Here is a 26,330-nt window from a genome sequence, read left to right on the forward strand (position 1 = left end):
CCCCGCACCCCGTTCGTCCTGTCGGGGCCGCTACCCGCGGTGCACGATCCGCCCCCCGGTGACCGTCAGCCGCACCGGCGCCTCGCCCAGCTCGTCGGCCGGGGCGTCGACCGGGTCCAGCCCGAAGGCCGTCAGATCGGCCCGGAAGCCGGGCGCGATCCGCCCCGCCACCTGCTGCTCCCCCGCCGCGACGGCCGCGTGCGAGGTGCAGCCCTCCAGCGCCATCAGCCCGGTCAGCGCCTGCTCCGGGGCCACGGGCTCGGTGTCGTACGCCCCCGGCAGCCGCCGCAGCCGTGCGGTGGCCAGCACCTGGCGTACGTCGTAGTGGGCGATCGGCCAGTCCGAGCCGAGCGCCAGAAAGGCCCCGGCGTCCCGCAGGTCGCGGCAGCGCCAGGCGCGGGCTGCGCGTTCGTCGCCGAGCCGCCGGGACCAGGCGTCGGTGTGGTCGGCGCGGGTGTACGCGGTGTGGGTGGGCTGCATGGAGGCGATCACGCCGAGCCGGACGAACCTCTCGGCGACCTCGTGCGGCACGGTCTCGATGTGCTCGACGCGGTGGCGCAGCCGGCCGCTCACGCCCAGCGCCTCGACGGTGTCCAGGACGTGCCGCACGGCCGCGTCCCCGATGGCGTGGGTGGCGGTGCCGACCCCGGCGCGGTGCAGGTGGGCGACGGCCTCGGAGTACGCGGCCGGGTCGGGCCAGAACGCCTCGGTGCCCTGGCCGTGGCAGTCGGCGTGCTCCAGCCAGGCGGTGCCGCCCTCGACGGTGCCGTCCATGAAGAACTTCACGCCGCCCACCCGCCACAGCCGCCCCGCCCTGCTCTGGAGCAGCACCAGCTCCTCCAGCCCCTCCTTGTCGACCCCGGGCATGCACCAGGGGGCGAGCCGGAGCCGTACGGGCAGGTCGGTGTCCTCCTCCACGGCGGCCAGCAGATCCGGTACGGAGCCGTCGCCGAGGTCCATCACATGGGCCCCGGTCAGCCCGGTGGCGGCCATGGCGGACAGCAGCTCCACCAGTCCGGCCCGCCGCTCGGCGTACGAGGGCCGGGGCAGCAGCCCGGTGAACAGATCCATCGCGGCATGCTCGACGAGATGCCCGGTGGGCTGCCCGTCCCGGTCGCAGACGACTTCGGAACGCTGGGCGAAGGGGCGGGGTCCGGTGATTCCGGCGCGTTCCAGGGCGGGGCCTGAGACGAGGGCGGAGTGCCCGTCGTAGAGCCGGATGAAGGCGGGCGCGCCGCCGAGGGCCTCGTCGATGTGGACATGGCTGACGGGCCGGTCCCCGAAGACGTTGTGGTCCAGCCCCCACCCGAGCACCCACCCCTCGGTGCGCGGGGCGGCGGCGAGGGCGGCCCGGAGCTGGTCGAGGTCGCGGACGGCGGTGAGGTCGGCGCCGGTGGCCATCTCCAGGCCCCAGACGGGGTGGCTGTGGGCGTCGGTCAGGCCGGGGGTGAGGGTGGCCCCGGCCAGCTCGAGGTGCTCGGTGCCGCGCCCGCGCAGTTCACGCAGGTCATCGGCGTCCCCGACCGCGATGACGGTGTCTTTCCGGACGGCGACGGCGGTGGCCTCGGGGCGGGCCGGGTCGAGGGTGCGGACGCGGGCTCCGGTGATCAGGAGGTCGGCTGCGGGCACGGTACGGGCTCCTTGCTGGTGGTGGTCAGCGGGTGGTGGCGGGGGCGGGGTCTTCGGCGGCCTCGGGCTCGTCCGTGCCGTCCGCCCGGGGCTCGGCGGCGAAGGAGGCATACACCTCGGGCCGGGTGCGCTTGAGGCGGCGGGCGAGGAGGAGCCCGAGCAGGAAGACCCCGGGCACCAGCGAGACGAGCAGGACGTTCACGCCGGTCGAGGCCCCGGTGAAAAGCTCCACGTTGTACGAGACGAGCCCGATGGCCCCGGCCAGCAGCACGGCCGCCACCAGCGGGGCGACCACGGTGCGCAGGGCGCCTTCCCGGTGCGGAATGCGCCGGAAAAAAAGAAACACGGCCAGCGCGGCGAGGAGCTGGAGGACCATGAGGCCGATCATGCCCGGGGTGTTGACCCAGAGCAGGAGCTGCGCGTACGGGTCGGCCCCGGCGGCGGCGAACCCGAGGACGACGACCACGCCGAGCACGGTCTGCGCGGCCCCGGCGACGTACGGGGAGCGGTGGCGCGGGTGGACGCGGCCGAGGAGCCGGGGCAGGACGCCCTCCTCGGCGAGGGCGAGACCGTACCGGTTGATGGCGTTGTGGAAGGCGAGCAGCGAAGCCAGCACGCTGGTGACGATGAGGACGTGCATCAGGTCGGCGGCCCAGGCCCCGACGTACGTGGTGATGGCGGAGAAGAAGAGCCCGCCGGGGTCGTCGGCGGCGGCCCGCACGACCTTCTCCTCGCCGAACGCCTGGATGACCGCCCAGACGACGAAGGCGTAGAAGAGTCCGAGGAAGGCGACGGCGATGTAGGTGGCGCGCGGAACGGTCCGCTCCGGACTCCGGGCCTCGCGCCGGTAGATGACGGTCGACTCGAACCCGGTGAAGGCGGCGAACGCGCAGGCCAGGACGGCTGCCATGCCGGGCACGAGGACGTTGCCGGGCGAGAAGGACCCGAAGGAGAGCCCTTCGGAGGCGCCGCCTTCCAGCAGGACGCCGCCCGCGAGCAGCACGAGAATCCCGGTCTCCGCGACGAGCAGGACGCCGAGCACCTTGGCGCCGAAGTCGATGGAGCGGAAGCCGCCGTACCAGATGAGCAGCAGCCCGGCGAGGGAGACGGGCAGCCAGGGCACGTCGACGCCCCACAGGGCGTGGGAGGTGTCGGCGGTGGCGGAGCCGAGGAGCCCGTAGACGCCGATCTCCATGCCGTTGTAGCCGAGCATGGCGATGAGCGCGGCGGCGATGCCGACCGGGGTGCCGAAGCCGCGGGTGATGTACGCGTAGAAGGCCCCGTCGCTGCGGACGTGCCGGCTCATCGTGGTGAACCCGACGGCGAAGACCGCGAGCGTGATCCCCGCGACGAGATACCCGACCGGGGCGCCGATGCCACCGAGCATCAGGGCGACGGGAGCGACGCCGGCCATGACGGTGAGCGGGGCTGCGGCGGAGATGACGAAGAAGGCGATGTCGGCGGTGCCGAGCGTGCCCTTTCGGAGGGTGGGCGCAGACATGTGCGGAGGGGCCCTTCTGCGACAGGCGAGCGGGCGGCGGCCCCGGTTCAGCTCGGGAGGCTAAACCTAAAGCCTTTCGGTTTCGGGGAATGTAGCCTCACCACAGGTCATCGGGGAAGACCTTTCGCCGACGCAGATCAGGAGACGCACACATGGGACGGCCGCGCACACCGCTGCTCGACCGGGAGCGCATCGGCGCCACGGCGCTCGAACTGCTCGACGAGCAGGGCGAGTTCAGCGTCCCGCAGGTGGCCCGCAGGCTGGGGGTGCAGACGGGTTCGGTGTACCACCATGTGGACGGCCGGGCGGGAGTGGTGGAGCTGATCCGCGAACGCGTCAGCGCTTCGATCGACACGGCCACGCTGGACCTGCGCCCCTGGGACACGGCCCTGACCGCCTGGGCCCGCTCCTACCGCGCCGCCTTCGCCGCCCACCCGCACGCGATCCCGCTGCTCATGACGTCACCGGTACGGGCCCCGAAGGTGCTGGCCCAGTACGAACAGGCGGTACGCCTGCTCCTGGACGTCGGCTTCCCGGTGGACCGGGTGATGGCGGTGATCACGGCCCTGGAAAACCTGGTCCTGGGCTCGGCACTGGACCTGGCGGCCCCGGAGACGATGTGGGAACTCCCCCCGGACTCCCCCGACACGGAAAACCTGGCACAGGCCCTGGCGGCGATCGGCCCGGGCCGGGCGGACGCGGCGTTCGAACTGGCCCTGGGCGCGTTCGTGGACCACTGCCGGACCAACGTCGGCCCGCCCGGCACACCTCCCAGCCCGCCCCGGCGCACCTCCCAGCCCGCCCGGCACACCTTTTAGCCCGTCCGGCACACCATCCAGCCCGTCCGGCGCTTGAGGACGTCTCTTTCAGCCCGCCCGGCGCTTGAGGGCGTCCTTTCAGCCCCTCCGGCGTTTGAGGAGCGGGGTCCGGGGCGGAGCCCCGAGGGGCCCCGGGGCCGGGCCCCGGGAGCGAACCCCTACGACGCCGCCCCGTAGAACCGCTCCTCCACCACCGCCCGAGCCCTCCGCGTAATCCGCCGATAGTCGTCCAACATGTCCCCGACATGCCCCGGCTCGTACCCCAGGTACCGCCCCACCGCCGCCATCTCCCGCGCCTCGGACGGAAACGTGTCGCCCGGCCGCCCCCGCACCAGCATCACCGCGTTGCGCACCCGCGTCGCCAGCACCCACGCCTCGTCCAGCGTCTCCGCGTCCTCCGCCGGAATCAGCCCCGCCGCACACGCGGCGGCCAACGCCTCGCGCGTCCGCGTCGTACGCAGCCCCGGCTCCGACCACCCGTGCTGCATCTGCATCAGCTGCACGGTCCACTCGACATCGCTCAGCCCGCCCCGCCCCAGCTTCGCGTGGAGCGTGGGGTCAGCGCCGCGCGGCATCCGCTCGGACTCCATCCGCGCCTTGAGCCGGCGGATCTCGCGTACGGCGTCCTCGCCGAGCCCTTCCATCGGATACCGCAGCGGATCGGCGAGCTCGATGAACGCGCGCCCCAACTCCGCGTCGCCCGCCACCGGTTCGGCCCGCAGCAGCGCCTGGCTCTCCCAGACCAGCGACCAGCGCCGGTAGTAGGCCTCGTACGACTTGAGCGTGCGCACCATCGGCCCGGTCTTGCCCTCGGGCCGCAGGTCGGCGTCGATGAGCAACGGCGGGTCGGAGGTCGGCAGTTGGAGTAGTCGCCGCATCTCGCCCACAACCGCGTTCGCCGCCCGCCCCGCCTCCTCGTCGCTCACGCCCTCGCGCGGCTGATGGACGAAGAGAACGTCCGCGTCGGAGCCGTAACCCAGCTCGTGCCCGCCGAAGCGGCCCATGCCGATGACGGCGAACCGGGTCGGCAGCGTGTCGCCCCACCGCTCGCGGACGGCGGCCCGCAGCGCGCCCGCGATGGTGGCGGCGTTGAGGTCGGTGACGGCCGAGCCGACGCGGTCGACGAGCGCTCCGTGGTCCTGCTCGGCGGGGTTGTCCTCGGTGCCGTACGAGCCGATGAGGTCGGCGGCCGTCGTACGGAACAGCTCGCGCCGGCGCACCCCGCGCACCACCGCGACGGCCGACTCCGCGTCCCCGGCCCGCCCCACCGCGGCCAGCACCTCCTGGTCCAGGTGGGCCCGGGTGCGGGGCGTGAGCCCCTCCGGGTCGCCGAGGATCGCCACCGCCTCCGGGGCCCGCATGAGCAGGTCCGGGGCGAGGCGGCCGGCGGAGAGGACCCGGGCGAGGTTCTCCGCGGCCGCGCCCTCGTCGCGCAGGAGCCGCAGGTACCACGGGGTCTTGCCGAGCGCGTCGGACACCTTGCGGAAGCCGAGGAGCCCGGCGTCCGGGTCGGCGGAGTCCGCGAACCAGCCGAGCAGCACCGGCAGCAGGGTGCGCTGGATGGCGGCCTTGCGGGTGACGCCGGAGGAGAGAGCCTCCAGGTGCCGCAGGGCGGCGGCGGGGTCGGCGTACCCGAGGGCTTCCAGGCGGTGGGCCGCGGCCTTCGCGCTGAGCCGGGACTCGGCGGGGGCCAGCTGGGCGACGGCGTCCAGCAGCGGCCGGTAGAAGATCTTCTCGTGCAGCCGCCGTACGACGGAGGCGTGCCGTTTCCAGGCCTTGTTCAGCTCGGCCACCGGGTCGGTGCGCATCCCGAGCGACCGGCCGAGCCGCCGCAGGTCCGCCTCGTCCTCGGGGACCAGGTGGGTGCGGCGCATGCGGTAGAGCTGAATGCGGTGCTCCATGGAGCGCAGGAAGCGGTAGGCCTCGTCCAGCTGGGCGGCGTCCACGCGCCCCACGTACCCGCCCTCGGCGAGCGCCCGCAGCGCCTCCAGGGTGGAGCCGCTGTGCAGCGAGGCGTCGCTGCGGCCGTGCACCAACTGGAGTAGCTGGACGGCGAATTCGACGTCCCGCAGTCCGCCGGGGCCGAGCTTCAGCTCCCGCTCGATCCGGTCGGCGGGGATGTTGTCGACGACTCGGCGGCGCATCTTCTGCACGTCGGGGACGAAGTTGTCCCGGTCGGCGGCGCCCCAGACGAGCGGCGACACCGCGTCGACGTACTCCGCGCCCAGCTCGGGGTCGCCGGCCACCGCGCGGGCCTTCAACAGGGCCTGGAACTCCCAGGTCTTGGCCCAGCGCTGGTAGTAGGCGAGGTGCGAGCTGAGGGTGCGCACCAGCGGCCCGTTGCGGCCCTCGGGGCGGAGGTTGGCGTCGACCTCCCAGATGGTGCCCTCGACGGTGGTCTCGGAGCAGATCCGCATCATGTGGGCGGCCAGCCGGGTGGCGGCCTGCATGGCCTTGGTCTCGTCGACCCCGTCGCGCGCCTCCCCGACGAAGATCACGTCGACGTCGGAGACGTAGTTCAGCTCGCGCCCGCCGCACTTGCCCATCGCGACGACGGCGAGCCGGCACTGCGCGGCGTCCTCGGGCGCGGCCGTCCGGGCGATGGCGAGCGCGGCGCGCAGGGTGGCGGTGGCGAGGTCGGCCAGTTCGGCGGCGGTCTGGGCGAGGTCGGTGGTGCCGCACACATCGCGGGCGGCGAGGGTGAGCAGGCACCGGCGGTAGGCGACCCGCAGCGAGTCCGGGTCGACGGCGTCGGCCAGCCCGCGCTCGAACTCGGCGACCCCGGGGTGCAGGTCGACCGCCTCGTACGTGACGAGCGCCTGCCAGTCGCGCGGGTGCCGGGCCAGATGGTCGCCGAGCGCCTCCGACGCGCCGAGGACCCCGAGGAGCCGGTCGCGCAGGGGTTTGGCGGTGACGAGGGTGTCGAGCAGCACCTGCCGCTCGTCCGCCGCCTCGGCCTCCACGATCCGGACCAGTCCGCGCAGGGCCAGGTCCGGGTCGGCGGTGGCCCCGAGCGCCTCCAGAAGGACCGGATCCGACCGTACGGAGGCGAGCTCGTCCAGGTCGAGGAGCTGCTCGGCGGCGGACGGGTCGGTGAATCCGTGCCGCAGCAGCCTGGTGAACGTACTGCTTCTGCGCCCCGGCACCGTCGTCATTGCACGCTCTCCCGCCGCCCGAACCGATCTGCGTAACTGCTCGGCCGCTTCGTTTGCCGGCGTCACAGCTCTCCGAGCCTAGTCCTGTACCGATGAATTCGGGGCGGGGGCGGAGTCCACCTACGGGGAAAGCACCTGACAGCACCCCTCGTCGCCCTCCCGGAGGAACCATGTCCACGACCGAGCGCGCCCAGCCCGCCCGTCCCCCGGCGGCCGAGCTGCACTCCGGCTACAGCAGCGAGGGCGCGACGGCCCGCCCGTGGCCGGAGGCGGCCGCCGTACTCACCGATGCCCCGCTGTACTGGCTGTCCACGGTGCGCCCGGACGGCCGCCCCCACGTCACCCCGCTGATCGGCATCTGGTCCGACGGCGCGCTCCACTTCTGCACGGGCCCGCAGGAGCGCAAGGCGCACAATCTGGCGGCCAACCCCGAGGTGGTCCTGACGACGGGCGCGAACACCCTGGACTCCGGCTTCGACCTTGTGGTGGAGGGCCGGGCGGACCGGGTGACGGACCACGAGCGGCTGACCGTCCTGGCCCGGGAGTGGGAGGCGAAGTACGGCGCCGACTGGCACTTCGACGTCGAGGACGGCAGCTTCGTCCAGGCGGAGGCGGGCCACGCCCATGTGTTCGCGGTCCACCCCCGTACGGCCTTCGGCTTCGGCAAGGGGGAGCCGTACAGCCAGACGCGCTACCGCTTCGGGTGATCCTCCGAGGGGCTGTTTTTCGCCGCCGTCCCGACGAGGACGGTGGCGTACAGCTCCTCGGAGACCAGGACCCGGGGGCTCAGCCCGGCGGTGCGCAGGACCTCGACCGCCGCGTCCCGCTGCCGCTCGCTCGCCTCCACGAGCAGGCTGCCGCCGGGCGCGAGCCACTCGGGCGCTTCGGCGGCGACCCGGCGCATGACGTCGAGCCCGTCGCCGCCCCCGTCCAGGGCGACGCGCGGTTCGTGGACGCGGGCCTCGGCGGGCAGCAGGTCGACGTCGTCGGTGGGGACGTAGGGGACGTTGGCCAGCAGCACGTCGACCCGGCCGCGCAGGGCGGCGGGAAGAGGAGCGAAGAGATCGCCCTCGTACACCTGGCCCAGCTCGCCGACGTTGCGCCGGGCGCAGCGCGCGGCGGCGGGTTCGACGTCGCAGGCGTGCAGTTCGGCCGCGTCCGCCGCGGCGGCGAGGGCGACGCCGAGCGCGCCGGACCCGCAGCAGAGGTCGACGACGACGGCCCGGCGGGGCGCGAGGGCGGCGGCCTGGTCCACCAGGAATTCCGTACGGCGGCGGGGCACGAAGACGCCGGGGTCGACGGCGAAGCGGCGGCCGCGGAACTCCGCCCAGCCCAGGACGTGTTCGAGCGGCAGCCCGGCGGCGCGGCGCTCGACGAGGGCGGACAGTTCGCGCGGGGAGGCGGCGGCCTCGTGGAGGAGGCGGGCCTCGTCCTCGGCGAAGACACAGCCGGCGCGGCGGAGGGCGGCGACGGTGGTGGTGGAGGAGGGGACAGCGGGGTGAACCGGCATACGAGCGAAGCCTTTCGGGAAAACCGATGGGCGCTCCGCGATCGGCTATGCCGTCCGGTCGGCTGCTGTCGCTGCTGCTGTTGCGGCCGGTCGTCCGACGTGATCGCGCGGGGTGAGCACCCAGCCTGATCCAGCGGTAATGGGGCTCACCTCCTCGGTCGATCTCATCGTTCCCCGTGGCGTACGGGGGTCGTAACAGTACAACAGCCCGCTTCCGCACCCGTGCGAGGGCGCGAAAGCGGGCGGTACGGGCCGTACGGGTGGCTCAGAGATCCACGCTGTCCCGCAGCTTGGTGGGCGTCAGGAACAGCGAGGCGATGACACCGACCACGGCGATGCCGGCCGAGATGAGGAAGATGTGCCCGGTGGCCTCGCCGTACGCGGCCCGGACGACGTCCTGGACCTGGGGCGGCATGGCGGCGATGTTGAGGGTGGATCCGCCGGATCCGGAGGCCTCCGGATCGATGCCCAGCTTCGTCAGCCCATCGGCGATCTTGTTCGCGACCTGGTGGGCGAGGACCGCGCCGAGCACGGAGACGCCCATGGTGCCGCCGAGGGAGCGGAAGAAGGTGATGGCCCCGCTGGCCGCGCCGATCTCGCTGAGCGGAACGGTGTTCTGGAGGACGAGCACCAGGTTCTGCATCGACATGCCGACCCCGGCCCCGACGCCGAGCATCCCGAGCGACACCAGGACGAGCGAGGTCCGGTGATCGATGAAGGAGAGCCCGAGGAAGCCGAGGGCGAGCACGATCACGCCGGCGACGATGAACGGCTTGACCTTGCCGGTCTTGGACACGAGACGTCCGGCGACGGTGGAGGAGACGAGGACGCCCGCCATCAGCGGAATGGTCAGGAGCCCCGCCTCGGTCGGCGAGTAGCCGCGGCCGATCTGGAAGTACTGCCCGAGGAAGACCGCGCCGCCGAACATGGCCATGCCGACCGCGAGGCTGGCGACGATGGCGAGGGCGGGGTCACGGCGGCGGACGACGTGCAGCGGTACGACAGGCTCCTTGACCCGGGCCTCGACGAGAACGGCCGCGCCCAGGACGATCACACTCCCGCCGACCATGAGCCCGCTCTGCCAGGAGACCCAGCCGAAGTCGTCGCCGACGAAGGTGACCCAGAGGAGCAGAAGACTGACCCCGGCGGCGATCAGCGAGGCGCCGAGGTAGTCGACCTTGGTGTCGGGCCGGCGGACCTCGACGAGGTGGAGGGTGCGGGCGAGCATCACGGAGGCGAGGAGCGTGAAGGGCACGGCGATGAAGAAGCACCAGCGCCAGCCGAGCCAGGAGGCGTCGGTGATGAACCCGCCGAGCAGCGGCCCGCCGACGGTCGCGACGGCCATGACACCGCCGAGGTAGCCGTTGTACCGGCCGCGCTCCTTCGGGCTGATCATCGCGGCGATGATCACCTGCACGAGCACCTGGAGCGCGCCCATCCCGAGCCCTGGACGGCCCGGAAGGCGATGAGTTGCTCGGTGGACTGAGCGAACCCGCAGGCGACGGAAGAGACGACGAAAAGACCGATGGCTATCTGAAGCAGCAGCTTCTTGCTGAACAGGTCGGCGAGCTTGCCCCAGATCGGGGTGGAGGCCGTGGAGGCCAGCAGGGTCGCGGTGACGACCCAGGTGTACTGCGACTGCGTGCCGTCGAGGGACCCGATGATCTGCGGAAGGGCGACCGAGACCACGGTGCTGCTGATCATCGCCACGAACAGGACGATGAGCAGCCCGCTCAGGGCCCGCAGGATGTGGCGGTGGTCCATGGGCGCCGGTGCGGCGGGGGCCCCGGCCGGGGCGGCGGTGTCTGCTGCGCTCACGCGCAACCTCCGGAAAGTTCGTACGAGAGGCCCGTACGAGGCGGTGGCCACGGGTTGGTCCGCGCGCGACGCCGGTACGGGAGGAAGAAGACTTCACCATACATGCACACTGCGCAATTTTGCTCACTGCGCAACAATCTCGGACCCGGGGGATAATGCCCCCATGGACAGCAGCACCGCGGGACCGGGCCTCCGGGAACGCAAGAAGGAAGCCACCCGACAGGCCGTGCACGAGGCGACCCTGCGCCTGACGGTGGAGCACGGCTTCGACCAGGTGACGGTCGAGGCGGTGGCGGACGCGGCCGGGATCTCCCGCCGGACGTTCTCCAACTACTTCACCAACAAGGAGGACGCCCTCCTCTACGGCGAGGAGCAGCAGATCAGGGCCCTGGTCCGCACGGTCCGCGACCGCCCCGCCGACGAACCCGCCTGGCCGGCCCTGCGCGCGGCGGTGGCCCAGTTCTCGGAACGCGTGGCACCACCGGAACGCGACTGGGCGGTACGCACCCGCCTGGCGATGCGCCACCCCTCGCTCCTGGCCCGCCAGTTGGCCAACCACGCCACCCTGGAACGCGACCTGGCCGAAGCGGTGGCCGCCCGCCCCGGCCCGTCCTCCGCCCCCGTCCGCCCGATCGTCCTGGCGGCGGGCTTCCTGTCCTCGCTCCGGATCGCGATGCGCATGTGGATCGAGGAGGACCTGGCACGGGAGCCGGCGGCGGTGATCGACGAGATTTTGGACGAGATGGGGCGGGGGTTCGTGTGAGGGGCGCAAACCTGCGCTGCGAGCAGGGGGGCTATCGGCTGGGCGCGGTCTGGGATGACCCCCTGATGGACGCGCCGGCATCGGAGTTCACCGGACCACCGGCCATCACGGCCTGACCCGCCGAAGCCGGGCGCGCGGTTGCGGATGACGGGTTACGGGTTCGGTTCACGGACGACCGAAGGCGCCGGCCCCAAGGGGGAGGGAGCCCGGCACCGACGCCCCTCCCCCGCTCAGGAATCCGGCTGATCGACGCGGATCTCGTACGCGATCTCCCACCGAATGTCCGGCACGGTGATGTTCGCCGTCTCGACAGGTCGGCCGTCCCCGTCGAAGTACGTGCGCTCGATCTCGATGACCAGGTCGCCGACGGAGATCCCGAGAAGATTCGCCTGCTCACGCGTCGCGCGGGCCGGGCGGGGCAGCTCGATGCCGGTGGCGATGAACACGTCGATGGAGCGCATGCGCTCGACGACGCCGAGCTTGCCGAGCGGCCCCATCTCCGGCAGCAGGACCGGCGTGCCGTCGGTGATGGCCATCGGCTCCCAGCTCTTGGCGAGCTGTACGGGCAGGCCGTCGGCGAGGAACTCGTAATCGGTCACGACACAGAGGTCACCGGGCTCGATCGCCAGCCGTTCCGCGATGTCGTCCGGTGCGGGGACGCGCGCCGTGCTGGTGCACTCCCAGTCGGCCTCGTGGTCGAGCTCGTTCATGGCCGAGACGAAGGGGCTCTTGCCGTGCTGCTCGCTGTGGCGTGAGCGGACCATGCGGCGGCGCTCGCGGGCTCGGCGGACGTACGTGCCGGAGCCGGCGCGGCCTTCGAGGATGCCCTCGATGATCAGGCGCTCCATGGCCCGCTGCGCCACGGACTGGCCGACGCCGTACTCCTCGGCGAACCGGGCCCGGGACGGCAGCTTGTCCCCCACCGCCCATTCGCCGGCCCGCACCCGAGCCCGCAGATCATCTGCCACCTTCAAGTACGGCGTATCACGTGGCATTTGAGCAGCTCCGTGTGTTCGGCGTCGATATGGGCGTCGCTGTTGACAAAGCTAACCCATCAGGTTGAAGCTGAATACTCAGCATTACATGGAGTGACATTCGGTCCACCAGGGGAGAAGTGTGCGCTCTGCACAAGCGCGGGTTGCGGCGCTGACCGGCATGCTCGCCGCCGCCACAGGCACCGAACCGCGCATCACCACCGACCTGGACGCCTTCCGTGTCGAGGCCGATCTCCCCGCCGAGTTGAGTGCCACCGCCCACACGGCCGTCCTGGCCGCCCTGGCCACGGCGGACCGCTACGGCCACACGCTCAACCGCGCCGCCGAATACGTCTGGGCCGAGATCAGCAGAGAGGCGAACGTGACCACGACCGAATCCCCGGACACGGCGTACCGCGCCCTGCTCGGCCACACCATGACCTGCACCGCATGCCGGACGGGCGCGATCTGCCCCGACGCGACGAAGCTCGTCCGCGTCTGGCGGGAGACCCGTCGGTAGGCCCCACCAGTCACCTCGACCACACAGAATCCAGCGGCTCAACCAGCGACGGAGGCACCTGATGCGCACTGCCTGCCATCCCTTACCGGCACCACCGCCCGGGAGGCCCGGATGATCACCCTCTCCGCGACGGACGTCCATACCTGCGAGGCGTGCTGGAACGCCCCGGTCACCGCCGCCCGGCAGACCCCCGCCGGGCGTGACCTGATCTGCGAGGAGTGCGCGGAGGGCGACTACCCGCGCCGCGTCGACCTCTTCCCGCCGTTCGGCATCTACGGCCTGACGACCCGCAAGCTCCTGAACGACGGCAAACACGGCAGCGGCCCTCCGAAGACCCCGCCGAACCCGGGCCCCCCGCTGCCGAACCCACCGCCCGCGCCGTCTCCGCGAGGAACGCCGCCGGTTTAGCGCAGCCGGCCGCCTGTCGGCCCGTACCCGTCGCGCGGCGGGTGCGGGCCGCAGATGCCGTGAAACCCGAGTGCACCGGGCCTCATGATCGCTAGGCTTAGCCGTAGCACGAAGTCGGCTTGCCGGAGGAGGACATGGGTACACCATCAGGTTCGGGAGCACCGGTCCCACCACCACCGCCGTATCCCCCTGTGCCTCCCACGCCTCCGCGCACCGACCCCCCGCGATGGGCCTGGTGGGTCGGAGGCATCGCCATCCCTCTCGTCGGCATCCTGGTGACCGTGGCGTTCGGGGGCAACGGCTCCGGGCCGGCCGCCGCACCCGCCCCCCGGCCCGGTCGACAGCGTCACCCAGCCCGCCTCCCCCAGCCCGTCCAGCACACCTCCCTCCAAGGAACCGGACGCGACAGAGCCCGAGGCGCCCGCCGCCACGGACAAGACACCGCCCGCCTCCTCATCCGCGTCCGCGCCGCCGGAAGTCGACCTCACGGCGCCGGACGGATACACGGAGGCGCTCAGCGCTACGTGGGGCCTCGCGCCTGTCCCGTGCACGCAGCACGAACAGCAGCTCATCGACCTCGACGACGGCACCAGCCGGACGGAGGACGAGGACGACGGAGCGGTCCAGGAACCAGGCGGGGCTGAGCTGTTGCACTGGCCCGACACCTGCAACAGCCTGGGCGACTACAAGCTGCGCGCACTGGCCAACACCCGCGTGGGGCTGCTCCGGGCCGACGCCCCGAAGGCGTTCGATTCCTGCCGGGCCGCGGCGGGGACCGGCTTCGGCGCCCTGGACCTGTCGCAACGCATCGACCGCGAGGACCGTGGATTCATCGAGGGCGCCGCGCTGTGCTCCGTCACGGACAAGGGCGCCGTGGCCATGGCGGTGATCGAGCACATCGCTGACGAAAGCAACGACGTCTCGGTCAGCGGACCTCTCCATGTCTGGGCCGCGGCACCCTGACTGTGCCGGAGCCGGCCCACAGCCCTACGTCCAGGCTCTACAGCACATGCAGCAGGTTCTTCGACTCGAAGGCGGTGACCTCGCTGCGGCACTCCTGGTGCTTGTTGCGGAGGAAGTGACCCGAAGCGTTTCCGACGTGCGGTAATGCACTGATCAGCGCTGTGACAAGCAGCCGAGCTGCCCGTGGTTGTCAACCATAGTCACCGTTAAGTGCCCTTCCACGGCTCCGAGACGGACCAGGCCGGACGCACCTCGGGCTGTAACGACACACCTGCCTTGTAAGTTCGATCACCGTAGGCTAGGGCGCGCTGGAACGGAACTTGGCAGCCCGTTGCTCGATTGGGCTGCGGCCGTGTCGGTGCACTCTCGGTTACTGCCGTTGATGTCAGTTGATGATGTCAGCCCGACTGACCATGTACTGGTGGACGCACGGCCTTCGCGCTTACTCGCCCTGACGACCTGACCAGCATCGTTGCTGCCGCACTCGTGGCATGCGAGTCGGGTCGTCAGTTCTGCTGTTGTCTACCATCAGGGCCTGACCCAGCGCTGAGGTGTCCGACTCTAAATTCTTGGGCAACATCGTCCATGGATGGAAAATTGTCGGTTTCCGCGGCGCGGACAATTTTTCTAACGGTCTCGACTTGCTCAAAATATCTATCGATTCGCTCAACCTCCGAATTGCCGAAGATCCCAGGACGATCAAGCATCCGCCGATACAGGTCGTAGAACTCTGATTCGCCATTCCGGAACGCCTTGTAGTGCGCCTCAACTCTGAATGCCCGCGATACGGCGAGCAGAATTGCCGAGTGGGCTGCAACCACCGTCAGGAGCCACTTCGACCAAGGATCAGCGTCGATGGCTTGGGCCAAGAGTGGCACACCCACGGTTGACAGGCTGATCCAGGTCAGCGAGTAGACGTGAAAGGTGCGGTACCTCTCGGCATACGTCTTCCAGAATTTCAGAGTCCCTTCCATTCTTTCGAAATTATGGACTAGAAGATTCTCGCCCTCTTCGGAGAAATGAGGGGACTCTGCAAAGGATGGACCACCAGGCTTCAGGTCAATCCATTTAATTAGGGCTCGCAGGACGGGCAGGAATGAAATTAGCGCTAGCGAAGAATAGACGGCAAGTGCGATTGCCCAACCGCTCAAGTCTGCTCCTGCACGCTTCGATCGGTGATGTTGATTGCGACTCAACCGTAGAGCAGGCGGCAGGACGGCGAGGCCTTAACGAGTCAAGTACGGCTGGCCGACTCGAAGCACCAGCTCGGAAGACCCCGTACGTGACTGCGGGCCAGCCTGCGAGCCGCGCAGCATCGAGGTTCAGGCCGTTTCCGCTGCCATTCCCCGCCAGTCCCCGTTGCGTACCCCACTGTCGGGCACGCAACGGGGACGGAGGGTGTCTCTAAAGGTTGGCCTTCAACCAGTCAGTGTCGGCTGCGTCGAGCCTGATGCTGGCCCACCCGTCACCAGAGACATTGACTACCCACAGCTTGTCGTTGCCGTCGATGTGGGCCTTGAGGACGTCGCGCGCCGCGCCGGAGCGCATGCTGGCCTTAACGACCCAGACAGACTCCAGCGGGTGGATCCAGGAGGATCCGAGGGACTTGATCTGCTTGATCAAGGTTGTGTAGTTCTGCCCCGGCTTTCTCAGGTCGTACGTGATCAGAAGCGAGTTTCCGGACATGGCAACCTCATTTTCCGAGGTCGGCTCGCTGGCTGAGACGAGACTTGGGTGCGCCGCATCTCGCTGTTAGGGTCTAGTTGCGCGACCAACGCACTAGGCCCCATGCCAGGAGCTCGACCTCAAGTCGAGGCCCTAGCTGGGGCCTGCTTGCGTTCGAATGGTTTCATTAGAGCACCCCTGACGGGTTGACAGCAAGCAAATGCCCCCACACTTAGTGGAGTTGAGACCCACCTACCACTAGATCTAGTGTTTCTTGCTCAATTGGACCTCGGCGTGTCCCTGCTTGACCGGGCGAGATCTCGACATGCTGAAGGTTGGGGTACGCCCACACTCACCCTCTCCCACCGCTCACCCCAGCTCCCATCCCGTCCGCCCTCGACCCACACTCCGTGGAGCAGTCGTGGTTCAGGGCGTCAAGGTGGAGCGCGCCACCATACGAACGGCCTTGACGCCCTGGGCCGCGACCGCTCGGCTCTGCCTGAATCGAAGGTAGTCGGGATGGGAGCCCCACAACGCTCACCACGTTCCGGCCGGCACTCGCGAACGGCGCCCCTCCCATCCCGGAGCCTGAGCGCCCCGCCGGAGGCATCCTCTTGAAGCCGCAGACTTGGTTCTCGCCTCATGCCCCACGGGCCTACCAACACGTGGGCGCACGTCGGCGGCGGCAGCGCCGAGCGGGCCGAAGGCAGGAGCGCGGGCGCAGCCAGAGCCGGGAAGCGCGCCCGGCGGAGCGGAGCGCAGCCGGGTGCCTTGATACTCGGCTGTGGAAGTCCGCTCTCGTCGCAGCCGATGTCATCCCGCCGGCGGACCCGGGCAAGCACCATGCCGCCGCGAGAGAACAGCGGGATGCACTCGCTGCGGCACTTCTACGCGTCCGTGCTCCTGGACGCAGGAGAGAACATCAAGGCGCCGAGTATCTACCTCGGGCGCACCGACCCCGGGTTTCACCTTGCGGACCTGCGCCCATCTGCTCCTGAGCAGCGAAGGGCGGGCCTGCATCTCCATGGAAAAGGTGTACTTGGGCCGCCCGTCCATGCCTCGCGGCCCCCTAGACAGCCCAGAGCTGATCATGGCTGCGGGCGGGTCGCTTCGGTTGTACCGAGCGCCCCGCCCGCAGTGCGTTGTCAAAACCGCTGACCTGGAGTTACAGCACCGGCAGCAGGTTCTTCAGCTCGAAGGCCGTGACCTCGCTGCGGTACTCCTCCCACTCCTGCTTCTTGTTGCGCAGGAAGAAGTCGAAGACGTGCTCGCCCAGTGTCTCGGCGACCAGTTCGCTCTTCTCCATCAGCGAGATCGCCTCGCCCAGGTTCTGCGGGAGCGGCTCGATGCCCATCGCTCGGCGCTCCGCGTCGGAGAGGGCCCAGACGTCGTCGTCGGCGCCGGCCGGGAGTTCGTAGCCCTCCTCGATGCCCTTGAGGCCCGCGGCGAGCAGGACCGCGTAGGTGAGGTACGGGTTGGCGCCGGAGTCGATGGAGCGGACCTCGACGCGGGCCGAGCCGGTCTTGCCGGGCTTGTACATCGGGACGCGGATGAGGGCGGAGCGGTTGTTGTGGCCCCAGCAGATGTACGAGGGGGCCTCGCCGCCCGCGCCGGCCGCTCGGGACGAGCCGCCCCAGATGCGCTTGTAGGAGTTGACCCACTGGTTGGTGACGGCCGAGATCTCCGCCGCGTGCGTCAGCAGGCCCGCGATGAAGGAACGGCCCACCTTGGAGAGTTGGTACTCCGCGCCCGACTCGTAGAACGCGTTGCGGTCGCCCTCGAAGAGCGAGAGGTGGGTGTGCATGCCCGAACCCGGGTACTCCGAGAACGGCTTCGGCATGAACGTGGCCTGCACGCCCTGCTCCAGCGCCACCTGCTTCATCACCAGACGGAACGTCATGATGTTGTCCGCCGTGGACAGCGCGTCCGCGTAGCGGAGGTCGATCTCCTGCTGGCCGGGGGCGCCCTCGTGGTGGCTGAACTCCACCGAGATGCCCATCGATTCCAGCATCGTGATCGCCTGGCGGCGGAAGTCCATGCCCACGTTCTGCGGCGTGTGGTCGAAGTAGCCCGAGCTGTCCGCCGGGGTCGGGCGGGTGCCGTCGACCGGCTTGTTCTTCAGCAGGAAGAACTCGATCTCGGGGTGGGTGTAGAAGGTGAAGCCGAGGTCGGACGTCTTCGCGAGGATGCGCTTCAGTACGTAGCGCGGGTCCGCGAAGGACGGTGAGCCGTCCGGCATCAGGATGTCGCAGAACATCCGCGCGGTGCCCGGGGCTTCCGCGCGCCAGGGCAGGATCTGGAAGGTGGCCGGGTCCGGCTTGGCGATCATGTCCGACTCGTAGACCCGGGCGAAGCCCTCGATCGCCGAGCCGTCGAAGCCGATGCCCTCGTCGAAGGCCTGCTCCAGCTCGGCCGGAGCGACGGCGACGGACTTGAGGAACCCGAGGACGTCGGTGAACCACAGCCGCACGAAGCGGATGTCGCGCTCCTCAAGGGTCCTGAGGACGAATTCCTGCTGCTTGTCCATTGCCACATCCTTGCAGTTCAGACGGTCCGTGCACCACCGCCCGGGGTAGGGGGACACTGCCAGTATCGCGACCCGGGATTTCACCCACATTACGCACTCGGTGTGAGAGGGAGCACTCGGCCACCCACTACGATCGGCGACCGTGGCGCACGGGGGCGATGGCCTGGCGATGACCGGCCATGCCGTCCGCTTTCCCGCCCGTCCGCGCGCTTCGGTCCACGGACCGCTCTCCCGCCTCCCGGCCCCCTTCGCAGAAGGACTCGACGACATGAGCTTCGACCCCCGGTACCCCCAGCCGCAGGCCTCCGACCCCCGCGCCCGCTCCACCCGCAACCGGGCCATCGCCATAGGGCTGAGCGCCGCCGTCGTGGCCGGTCTCGTCACCTTCGGCTCGTACCTGCTGCTGGAGAACTCCGAGGCGAACGAGAAGTCCGACAACGCCTCCGCGGCCCAGGACGGCAAGCATCCGGACGGGCACGGCGACTCCCACGGCGACGCCAAGGGCGGGGCCATCGACGGGCTGAAGTCCTGGGACGCGGCGAAGCTCGGCCGCCAGCACGTGGCCGGCCCGGTCGACTATCCGATGAAGCCCCCGGTCGGCGGCGACCACAACGCTTCCTGGATGAACTGCGACGGCGACGTATACGAAAAGGCCCTCCCGGACGTCAACGCCGTGCACTCGCTGGAGCACGGCGCGGTCTGGGTCACGTACAACGGCATGGCCGCCGACGCGGAGGTCTCCAAGCTCGCCGAGCGCGTCGAGGCCACTCCGTTCACGCTGATGAGCCCGTACGCCGACGAGGAGGGCGCGATCATGCTCAGCGCCTGGGGCAAGCAGGTAACGGTGGACTCCGCCGACGACAAGCGGGTGGACCAGTTCCTCGCCCAGTACGTCCAGGGCGCGCAGACCCCCGAGCCGGGCGCCCCCTGCACCGGCGGGCTGGCCACGGTGCCGCAGTGACGGGCCGGGAGGTGACGGACGAGCCGACAGCCGTGGACCACGACCCTCACGCGCTCGTGGAGCGGCGGCGGACCCGGCGCGTCCGCCTGGCCGCCGGTGCCGCCGTCGTCCTCGCCCTGCTCTTCGCGGGGGCCGCCACCGTCGCCTCCGCACGCGGCGACGGGAGTGGTGAGGGACAGGGAGAGCGCCGAGTGCCTGGCGCCTCGTCCGCCGATGCCGGGTTCGCCCGGGACATGGCCGTCCACCATCAGCAGGCCGTCGAGATGTCCTTCATCGTCCGCGACCGCACGGACGACGAGGGCGTACGCCGTCTCGCCTACGACATCGCCAACACCCAGGCCAACCAGCGCGGCATGCTGCTCGGCTGGCTCGATCTGTGGGAGCTGCCCAAGGTCGCCCCGGGCGGGGAGCCGCCCATGGCCTGGATGAAACGCGGGGACCAGCATGCGCACGGTGGGCACCACCCGGACGGTGACGGCAGCGGCAGCGACAGCGACAGCGACAGCGGTGACGGCGTGCTCATGCCCGGTATGGCCAGTCGCTCCGAGCTGGCCCGGCTCGGGCGGCTCGACGGCAAGCGGGCCGAGGTGTTCTTCCTCCAGCTGATGACGGACCACCACAAGGGTGGCGTCGCCATGGCCGAGGCCTGTGCGTCGCTGTGCGCGGTTCCGGCCGAGCGGCGGCTCGCCCAAGGCATGGTCGAGGGCCAGCGGTCCGAGCTGGGGCTGATGCGGGACATGCTCGCCGAGCGGGGAGCCGAGCCTCGGTCCTGAGCCGAGCCTCGGTCCTGAGTCGGGCCTCGGTTCCGGGCCAAGCATCGGCCTTGAGCCAAGCCTCGGCCTTGAGCCGAGCCCCGCTCCTGAGCCGCACCTCGGTTCCGAGCCGTGCCCCGCTCCTGAGCCGGGCCAGGCCCGGACGACCGGTGACGACGACGGGTGCGTCAGCTTGCGGCCTTTCGCCGGCGCACCCGAACGGGTGATTGCGGTCGCGCGGCCCCGGCGGGCCGATGACGATGGGTTGCGCTCGGGGCCGTACGGCAGTGCCATCGGCACGCAGGAGGAAATCCCCCATGACGACCGCCAAAGACATCATGCACAGCGGGGCCCGCTGGATCCCGGCCCACGAGACGCTCGACCGTGCGGCGCAGCTGATGCGCGAGCACAACGTGGGCGCGCTGCCCGTCTCCGCCAACGGCGACTCGGACCGGATGGTCGGCATCATCACCGACCGCGACATCGTGGTCGGCTGTGTGGCCAAGGGCCACGATCCGGCGAAGGTCACGGCCGGCGATCTCGCGCAGGGCACGCCCCGCTGGATCGAGGCGGAGGCCGATGTGAACGCGGTCCTGGAGGAGATGCAGACCCACCGCATCCGCCGGCTGCCCGTCGTCGAGAACAAGAAGCTGGTCGGCATGATCAGCGAGGCCGACCTCGCCCAGCACCTCACCGAGGAGCAGATCGCGGCGTGGGCCGAGAAGGTCTACTCCCGGAGCTGAGCATGTGTGCGCATGCGTACGACGCATGTGTACGACGGTGGCCCCGCGCCCCCGGCCCGCTCCGGCGGAGGGTGCCGGGCCACCGTTCGTCCGTATACCCGCCGGGGGTAGGCTGACCCGCATGGCGGGCACGGCGCGGAGCGGCAGCGGGACGTTCGGGCAGCTGACGCTGCTCGCCGCGCTGCTGTTCGGCATCGTCACCATGCATACGGTCGGGCATCCGGCGGAGCACAGCGATGCGTCCTCACCGGCCACCGCCACCGCCACCGAGCACATGGTCCCGACCGCGCCCGTCGCCGGCTCGTCGCACCCCACGGCGCACGGCTCCCCCGGCTCCGACGCCCCCATGACCGGCATGGATCCGCTCTCCGTCTGCCTCGCCGTCCTCGGCGTCTGGGGTCTCGCGCTCGTCGGCGCCTGGCTGCTCGGGCTGCGTGCGGACCGGCGGCCCCTCGGTACGCCGGTGGGGGCGGGGCTCCTGCGCGTGGCGCGGCCGAATCCACCGCCGCCGATATCGGTGCTCGCCAGCGTTTCGGTGCTGCGTATTTAGGAGTGGGCGTTCACCTCCGCCCTTTCTCCCTTTCCTCTTCCTCGAACCACAGTTCCTCAGAGGTGTATTCAGCATGCCCACGCAACCCACCCGCCGCGCCGTGCTCGGCGGCGCTCTCGCCGTCGCCGGTACCGGAGCCCTCGCCGCCTGTTCCGGCGGCGGCAGCGGCCACGGCGGCTCCCACTCCCCCGGCGGCGGAGCCCAGGACTCCGGTACGTACGTCTCCCCCGGCGGCAAGGAGGTACGGGCGGCGGAGGCGGCGCGCGGCTCCGGGCCCGTACGCGAGGTGTCCCTCACCGCCACCCGTACCCGGCTCGACCTCGGCGGCGGCACCACCGTCGCCTCCTGGGCGTACGGGGACCGGCTGCCCGGGCGCGAGGTGCGGGTGACGGCGGGCGACACGCTCGCGCTCACCCTCGCCAACCATCTGCCGGAGCCCACCTCCCTGCACTGGCACGGGCTCGCCCTGCGCAACGACATGGACGGGGTCCCCGGGCTGACCCAGCGGGACATCGCGCCGGGGGCCGGCTTCGGCTACCGGTTCGCCGTGCCGCATCCGGGGACGTACTGGTTCCACCCGCACTCCGGCGTCCAGCAGGACCGGGGGCTGTACGCGCCGCTGATCGTCGAGGACCCGAAGGAGCCGTTGGCGTACGACAAGGAGTGGGTGGTCGTCCTCGACGACTGGGTCGACGGGGTGGACGGGTCGACGCCCGACGCCGTCCTGAAGGAGCTGTCCGGAGGGATGAGCGACGGCGGCGGGATGGATCATGGCGCGCACACCATGTCCGGAGCGGAAGCGGAGGACCCGAGCCGTGACGGGCCCTCGCGGATGATGATGGGGGCCCGCAGTGCGCTGCTCGGCGGTGACGCCGGTGATGTCGCCCATCCGCACCATCTCGTCAACGGGCGGGTGCCGGAGGATCCGTCCATCTTCTCCGCGCGGCCCGGTGACCGTATCCGGCTGCGGATCATCAACGCCGGTGGCGACACCGCCTTCCGTGTCGCGCTCGGCGGGCACCGCATGATCGTGACGCACACCGACGGGTTCCCGGTCCGGCACACCACGGGGGACGCGCTGCTGCTGGGGATGGGCGAGCGGTACGACGTCCTCGTCACCGCCGGGGACGGGGTTTTCCCGCTCACCGCCCTGGCCGAGGGGAAGAAGGCGTCTGCCCTCGCTCTGCTGCGGACCGGGAGCGGGAGCGCGCCTGCCGCCTCCGTACGGCCCAAGGAGCTGGACGGGAAGCTGGTGGAGGCGGGGCGGCTGGTGCCGGACCCGTCGGTGGCGCTCCCGGCCCGGGCGCCGGACCGGACGATCCGGATGCGGCTCACCGGCGGGATGGCGCGGTACGACTGGGCCTTCGACGGGCAGCCGTACAGCGCGGAGCAGCGGCGGCCGGTGGAGGCGGGCGAGCGGGTGCGGGTCGTCTTCGACAACGGGACGGCCATGTGGCATCCGCTGCATCTGCACGGGCACACCTTCGCGCTCGGCGGGAACGCCGCCGGGGCCCGTAAGGACACCGCGATCGTGCTGCCGCACCGGTCGCTGACCGTGGAGTTCGACGCCGACAACCCGGGGCTGTGGATGGTCCACTGCCACAACGTCTACCACGCGGAGGCGGGGATGATGACGGTCCTCGGTTACCGGAGCTGACCCCGCGAGCCTCGGCGGGTTGGTTCGGACAGCTGCTTCCACCTGCGGTTTCGGCGGGCCGGGACAGATTTTGCCCGGCCCGCCGGGACATCGCGTCAGAAAGACGATTACACTGGCGGACGTGCCTCAACTACGCCTCGCACTGAATCAGATCGACTCGACCGTCGGCGACCTCGCCGGCAACTCCGAGGCGATCGTCCACTGGACCCGGCACGCCGCCGAGCAGGGCGCCCACCTGGTGGCGTTCCCCGAGATGGTGTTGACCGGATACCCCGTCGAGGACCTGGCCCTGCGGTCGTCCTTCGTCGAGGCCTCGCGTCAGGCGCTGCGCGCGCTGGCCGCCCGGCTCGACGCGGAGGGCTTCGGCGAACTGCCGGTCGTCGTCGGCTACCTGGACCGTTCCGAGCACGCCGCGGCGCGCTACGGGCAGCCCGCCGGATCCCCGCGCAACGCCGCCGCCGTGCTGCACCGCGGCGGGATCGCGCTCAACTTCGCCAAGCACCACCTGCCGAACTACGGGGTGTTCGACGAGTTCCGGTACTTCGTGCCGGGCGACTCGATGCCCGTCGTCCGGGTCCACGGCATCGACGTGGCCCTCGCGATCTGCGAGGACCTGTGGCAGGACGGCGGGCGTGTGCCGGCCGCCCGGTCCGCCGGGGCCGGACTGCTGCTGTCGATCAACGCCTCGCCGTACGAGCGGGACAAGGACGACACCCGGCTGGAGCTGGTCCGCAAGCGGGCCCAGGAGGCCGGCTGCACGACGGCCTATCTCGCGATGATCGGCGGCCAGGACGAGCTGGTCTTCGACGGCGACTCGATCGTCGTCGACAAGGAGGGCGAGGTCATCGCCCGCGCCCCGCAGTTCTCCGAGGGCAGCGTCATCCTCGACCTGGAGCTGCCGGCCGCGGCCCCCGTGGCGCCCTCGGGTGTGGTGGACGACGGGCTGCGCATCGACCATGTGGTGCTGTCCGACCGGCCCGTCGACCCGTACGAGCCGGAGCTCTCGGGCGGGTACGCGGAGCGGCTGGAGGACGAGGAGGAGATCTACTCGGCGCTGGTCGTGGGGCTGCGCGCGTACGCCGCGAAGAACGGTTTCAGCAGTGTGCTGATCGGGCTCTCCGGCGGGATCGACTCGGCGATCTGCGCGGCCATCGCGTGCGACGCGCTGGGCGCGCAGCACGTGTACGGCGTCTCGATGCCGTCGAAGTACTCCTCGGACCACTCCAAGGGCGACGCGGCCGAGCTGGCGCGGCGGACCGGGCTCAACTTCCGTACGGTGCCGATCGCGCCGATGTTCGACGCGTACATGGAGTCGTTGCAGCTCACCGGGCTCGCCGAGGAGAACCTCCAGGCGCGGCTGCGGGGTACGACGCTGATGGCCATCTCCAACCAGGAGGGGCAGATCGTGCTGGCGCCGGGCAACAAGTCGGAGCTGGCGGTCGGTTACTCCACGCTGTACGGGGACGCGGTCGGGGCGTACGGGCCGATCAAGGACGTCTACAAGTCGTCGGTCTTCCGGCTGGCGAAGTGGCGCAACCGGGCCGCGGAGGCTCGGGGGCAGACGCCGCCGATCCCGGAGGCCTCGATCACCAAGCCGCCGAGCGCGGAGCTGCGGCCGGGGCAGGTCGACACGGATTCACTGCCGGACTACGACGTCCTGGACGCGATCCTGGAGATGTACGTCGACCGGGACCAGGGGATGGATGCCATCGTGGCGGCCGGGTTCGACGCGGAGCTGGTGGCGAAGACGTTGCGGATGGTGGATACGGCGGAGTACAAGCGGCGGCAGTATCCGCCGGGGACGAAGATCTCGCCCAAGGGGTTCGGGAAGGATCGGCGGTTGCCGATCACTAACCGGTGGCGCGAGTCGTCCTAGCGGGGGTGGGCGGTTGCCGGGGGCGTCCGGCGGCCGCCCTTGTCCTCAAGCGCCGGACGGGCTGGGCTCCTACGTGGGTGTCCGGCCCGTCCGGCGTATCGGGTCCGTCCTCAAGCGCCGGACGGGCTGGAGTGGCTCGACCGGGCCGAGGGTGATGTTGCCTCGCGCCCGCCCGGCGTGACGGTTCCGTCCTCAAACGCCGGACGGGCTGGAACAGGTGCCGGACGGGCTGGAGTGGGTGCCTGACGGGCTGGCTTGAGCGGGGGTCTGGTGGGGGGAATTGGCCACCACTCGGGAGCGCTGCCCATCGCCCCGGTCCAAGTACCCCGCCGTCGCCGCGATCGCCAGGCCCGCCACCGCCAGCACCGCGCCCACGAACGCCGGCGACGTCCAGCCCCAGCCTGCCGCGATGGCCACGCCGCCCAGCCAGGCGCCGCCCGCGTTGGCCAGGTTGAAGGCTGAGTGGTTGGAGGCGGAGGCCAGGGTCGGGGCGTCCTTCGCCTTGTTCATCACCAGCATCTGGAGCGGGGTCGTCGTCATGAACCCGACTCCGCCCAGCAGCACCACCATCACCAGCGCCGCCCACTGCACGTGCACCGTGAACGGGAAGGCCACCAGGACCACCGCGAGTGCGCCGAGCGAGCCGTACAGGGTCGGGCGCAGGGCCCGGTCCGTGAGGGGGCCCGCGGCGAGGGCGCCCAGCGTCATTCCTATGCCGAAGAGGGCGAGGACCAGAGTCACCGAGGACTCGCCGAAGCCCATCGCCTTCGTGGTCATGGCCGAGAGGTACGAGTACACCGCGAAGACGCCGGCGAAGCCGAAGACGGCGGTGAGCAGGCCGAGGAGCACCTGGCGGTGACCGAGGGCGCGGAGTTCGCGGCGTACGTCCTGATGGGCCTCGACCGGGATGGCGGGCACCAGGCGGGCCAGGGCCGCCATCGCGGTGAGGCCGATCGCGGCGACGACCAGGAAGGTCGCCCGCCAGCCGAGGTGCTGGCCGAGCAGCGTGGCGGCGGGGACGCCGACGATGTTGGCGACCGTCAGGCCGAGGAACATCGTCGCCACCGCCCGCGCCTGACGGCCCTCGGCGACCAGCCGGGCGGCCACGACCGCGCCGACGCCGAAGAACGCGCCGTGCGGCAGACCCGCGAGGAAGCGGCCCGCGAGCAGCCAGCCGAAGTCCGGGGCGAGCGCGGAGGCCAGGTTGCCCACGGTGAACAGCGCCATCAGGGCGAGCAGCATCTTCTTGCGCGGGATGCGGGAGCCCAGGCCGGTGAGGAGCGGTGCGCCGAGGACGACGCCGATCGCGTACGCCGACACGAGGTATCCGGCGGTCGGCACGGACGTACCCAGGTCGTCCGCCACGTTGGGCAGCAGCCCCATCATGACGAACTCCGTCGTGCCTATGCCGAAGGCGCTCACGGCCAGGGCGAGGAGAGCCAGGGGCATAGGGAGAAGACCTTTCGCAACGCGGAGAGGGTGGGGGCGCACAGTCGGGAGCCGTCGCCTCGGCACGCGGGGGTGCTGGGCGACGGCTCGC

Annotated in this window: 21 protein-coding genes and 1 pseudogene; 12 read left to right on the forward strand and 10 right to left on the reverse strand. The window is 70.9% G+C overall.

What is annotated here, in order from left to right; translation table 11 throughout:
- Positions 1-30: 30 nt before the first annotated feature.
- The gene (locus tag G3I54_RS20000) at positions 31-1,629 is read right to left on the reverse strand and encodes an amidohydrolase (RefSeq protein ID WP_164616234.1); all 1,599 of its coding nucleotides are present in this window, start codon (positions 1,627-1,629) and stop codon (positions 31-33) included.
- Positions 1,630-1,654: 25 nt separating this feature from the next.
- Complete coding sequence (locus tag G3I54_RS20005; RefSeq protein WP_164616235.1) at positions 1,655-3,130, reverse strand: APC family permease; 1,476 nt, start codon at positions 3,128-3,130, stop codon at positions 1,655-1,657.
- A gap of 152 nt (positions 3,131-3,282) precedes the next feature.
- Here G3I54_RS20005 and G3I54_RS20010 point away from each other — a divergent pair, with 152 nt between their 5' ends.
- Positions 3,283-3,948 carry a TetR/AcrR family transcriptional regulator C-terminal domain-containing protein gene (locus tag G3I54_RS20010; protein WP_164616236.1) on the forward strand — a complete coding sequence of 222 codons (666 nt, stop codon included), beginning with the start codon at positions 3,283-3,285 and terminating at the stop codon, positions 3,946-3,948.
- Between the two features lie 158 nt (positions 3,949-4,106).
- Here G3I54_RS20010 and G3I54_RS20015 read toward each other — a convergent pair whose 3' ends face one another.
- Complete coding sequence (locus tag G3I54_RS20015; protein ID WP_164616237.1) at positions 4,107-7,103, reverse strand: bifunctional [glutamine synthetase] adenylyltransferase/[glutamine synthetase]-adenylyl-L-tyrosine phosphorylase; 2,997 nt, start codon at positions 7,101-7,103, stop codon at positions 4,107-4,109.
- Positions 7,104-7,273: 170 nt separating this feature from the next.
- Between G3I54_RS20015 and G3I54_RS20020 the strand changes: the two genes are divergently transcribed.
- Positions 7,274-7,810, forward strand: a complete 537-nt coding sequence (locus G3I54_RS20020) for a pyridoxamine 5'-phosphate oxidase family protein (RefSeq protein WP_164616238.1) — start codon at positions 7,274-7,276, stop codon at positions 7,808-7,810.
- Here the strand turns inward: G3I54_RS20020 and G3I54_RS20025 are convergent.
- Positions 7,795-8,613 carry a putative protein N(5)-glutamine methyltransferase gene (locus tag G3I54_RS20025; RefSeq protein ID WP_164616239.1) on the reverse strand — a complete coding sequence of 273 codons (819 nt, stop codon included), beginning with the start codon at positions 8,611-8,613 and terminating at the stop codon, positions 7,795-7,797. The two genes, G3I54_RS20020 and G3I54_RS20025, sit on opposite strands and share 16 nt — an antisense overlap.
- Before the next feature lie 265 nt (positions 8,614-8,878).
- Positions 8,879-10,377 (reverse strand): annotated as a pseudogene (locus G3I54_RS20030) (MDR family MFS transporter).
- Between the two features lie 217 nt (positions 10,378-10,594).
- On the opposite strand from G3I54_RS20030, the gene G3I54_RS20035 reads away from it, so the two are divergent.
- Positions 10,595-11,194, forward strand: a complete 600-nt coding sequence (locus tag G3I54_RS20035) for a TetR family transcriptional regulator (RefSeq protein WP_164616240.1) — start codon at positions 10,595-10,597, stop codon at positions 11,192-11,194.
- Between the two features lie 230 nt (positions 11,195-11,424).
- On the opposite strand, the gene G3I54_RS20040 is transcribed toward G3I54_RS20035, so the two are convergent.
- Positions 11,425-12,189, reverse strand: a complete 765-nt coding sequence (locus G3I54_RS20040) for a GntR family transcriptional regulator (RefSeq protein ID WP_164616241.1) — start codon at positions 12,187-12,189, stop codon at positions 11,425-11,427.
- Between the two features lie 160 nt (positions 12,190-12,349).
- Between G3I54_RS20040 and G3I54_RS20045 the strand changes: the two genes are divergently transcribed.
- From G3I54_RS20045 to G3I54_RS39550, 3 genes are all read left to right on the forward strand, one after another.
- A complete protein-coding gene (locus G3I54_RS20045) occupies positions 12,350-12,688 on the forward strand; it encodes a hypothetical protein (RefSeq protein ID WP_164616262.1) in 339 nt (112 codons plus the stop codon).
- Between the two features lie 111 nt (positions 12,689-12,799).
- The gene (locus tag G3I54_RS20050) at positions 12,800-13,096 is read left to right on the forward strand and encodes a hypothetical protein (protein WP_164616242.1); all 297 of its coding nucleotides are present in this window, start codon (positions 12,800-12,802) and stop codon (positions 13,094-13,096) included.
- Positions 13,097-13,744: 648 nt separating this feature from the next.
- The gene (locus tag G3I54_RS39550) at positions 13,745-14,059 is read left to right on the forward strand and encodes a hypothetical protein (protein ID WP_239144452.1); all 315 of its coding nucleotides are present in this window, start codon (positions 13,745-13,747) and stop codon (positions 14,057-14,059) included.
- Positions 14,060-14,565: 506 nt separating this feature from the next.
- On the opposite strand, the gene G3I54_RS20060 is transcribed toward G3I54_RS39550, so the two are convergent.
- The 3 genes from G3I54_RS20060 to glnA all read right to left on the reverse strand — a co-directional run bounded on the left by G3I54_RS20060 (position 14,566) and on the right by glnA (position 18,251).
- Positions 14,566-15,210 carry a hypothetical protein gene (locus G3I54_RS20060; protein WP_164616243.1) on the reverse strand — a complete coding sequence of 215 codons (645 nt, stop codon included), beginning with the start codon at positions 15,208-15,210 and terminating at the stop codon, positions 14,566-14,568.
- A 253-nt stretch (positions 15,211-15,463) separates the two neighbouring features.
- Positions 15,464-15,745, reverse strand: a complete 282-nt coding sequence (locus G3I54_RS20065) for a SinR family protein (protein WP_164616244.1) — start codon at positions 15,743-15,745, stop codon at positions 15,464-15,466.
- Between the two features lie 1,144 nt (positions 15,746-16,889).
- Positions 16,890-18,251: a type I glutamate--ammonia ligase gene (glnA, locus tag G3I54_RS20070; protein ID WP_164616245.1), complete on the reverse strand. Its 1,362-nt coding sequence runs from the start codon at positions 18,249-18,251 to the stop codon at positions 16,890-16,892.
- A gap of 268 nt (positions 18,252-18,519) precedes the next feature.
- Here glnA and G3I54_RS20075 point away from each other — a divergent pair, with 268 nt between their 5' ends.
- The 6 genes from G3I54_RS20075 (at position 18,520) to G3I54_RS20100 (ending at position 24,790) form a co-directional block, all read left to right on the forward strand.
- Positions 18,520-19,212 carry a DUF3105 domain-containing protein gene (locus tag G3I54_RS20075; protein ID WP_164616246.1) on the forward strand — a complete coding sequence of 231 codons (693 nt, stop codon included), beginning with the start codon at positions 18,520-18,522 and terminating at the stop codon, positions 19,210-19,212.
- 56 nt (positions 19,213-19,268) lie between these two features.
- Complete coding sequence (locus tag G3I54_RS20080) at positions 19,269-19,985, forward strand: DUF305 domain-containing protein (RefSeq protein ID WP_164616263.1); 717 nt, start codon at positions 19,269-19,271, stop codon at positions 19,983-19,985.
- Between the two features lie 296 nt (positions 19,986-20,281).
- Positions 20,282-20,707, forward strand: a complete 426-nt coding sequence (locus tag G3I54_RS20085) for a CBS domain-containing protein (protein ID WP_164616247.1) — start codon at positions 20,282-20,284, stop codon at positions 20,705-20,707.
- A 121-nt stretch (positions 20,708-20,828) separates the two neighbouring features.
- Positions 20,829-21,257 carry a DUF6153 family protein gene (locus G3I54_RS20090; RefSeq protein ID WP_164616248.1) on the forward strand — a complete coding sequence of 143 codons (429 nt, stop codon included), beginning with the start codon at positions 20,829-20,831 and terminating at the stop codon, positions 21,255-21,257.
- A 73-nt stretch (positions 21,258-21,330) separates the two neighbouring features.
- Complete coding sequence (locus G3I54_RS20095; RefSeq protein ID WP_164616249.1) at positions 21,331-22,914, forward strand: multicopper oxidase family protein; 1,584 nt, start codon at positions 21,331-21,333, stop codon at positions 22,912-22,914.
- A gap of 121 nt (positions 22,915-23,035) precedes the next feature.
- Entirely contained in the window at positions 23,036-24,790 is a 1,755-nt protein-coding gene (locus tag G3I54_RS20100; protein WP_164616250.1) for an NAD+ synthase, read from the forward strand.
- A gap of 192 nt (positions 24,791-24,982) precedes the next feature.
- On the opposite strand, the gene G3I54_RS20105 is transcribed toward G3I54_RS20100, so the two are convergent.
- The gene (locus G3I54_RS20105) at positions 24,983-26,239 is read right to left on the reverse strand and encodes an MFS transporter (RefSeq protein ID WP_164616251.1); all 1,257 of its coding nucleotides are present in this window, start codon (positions 26,237-26,239) and stop codon (positions 24,983-24,985) included.
- Positions 26,240-26,330: the final 91 nt, after the last annotated feature.

The organism is Streptomyces sp. SID14515, from assembly GCF_010548505.1.
Lineage (GTDB): Bacteria > Actinomycetota > Actinomycetes > Streptomycetales > Streptomycetaceae > Streptomyces > Streptomyces caviscabies.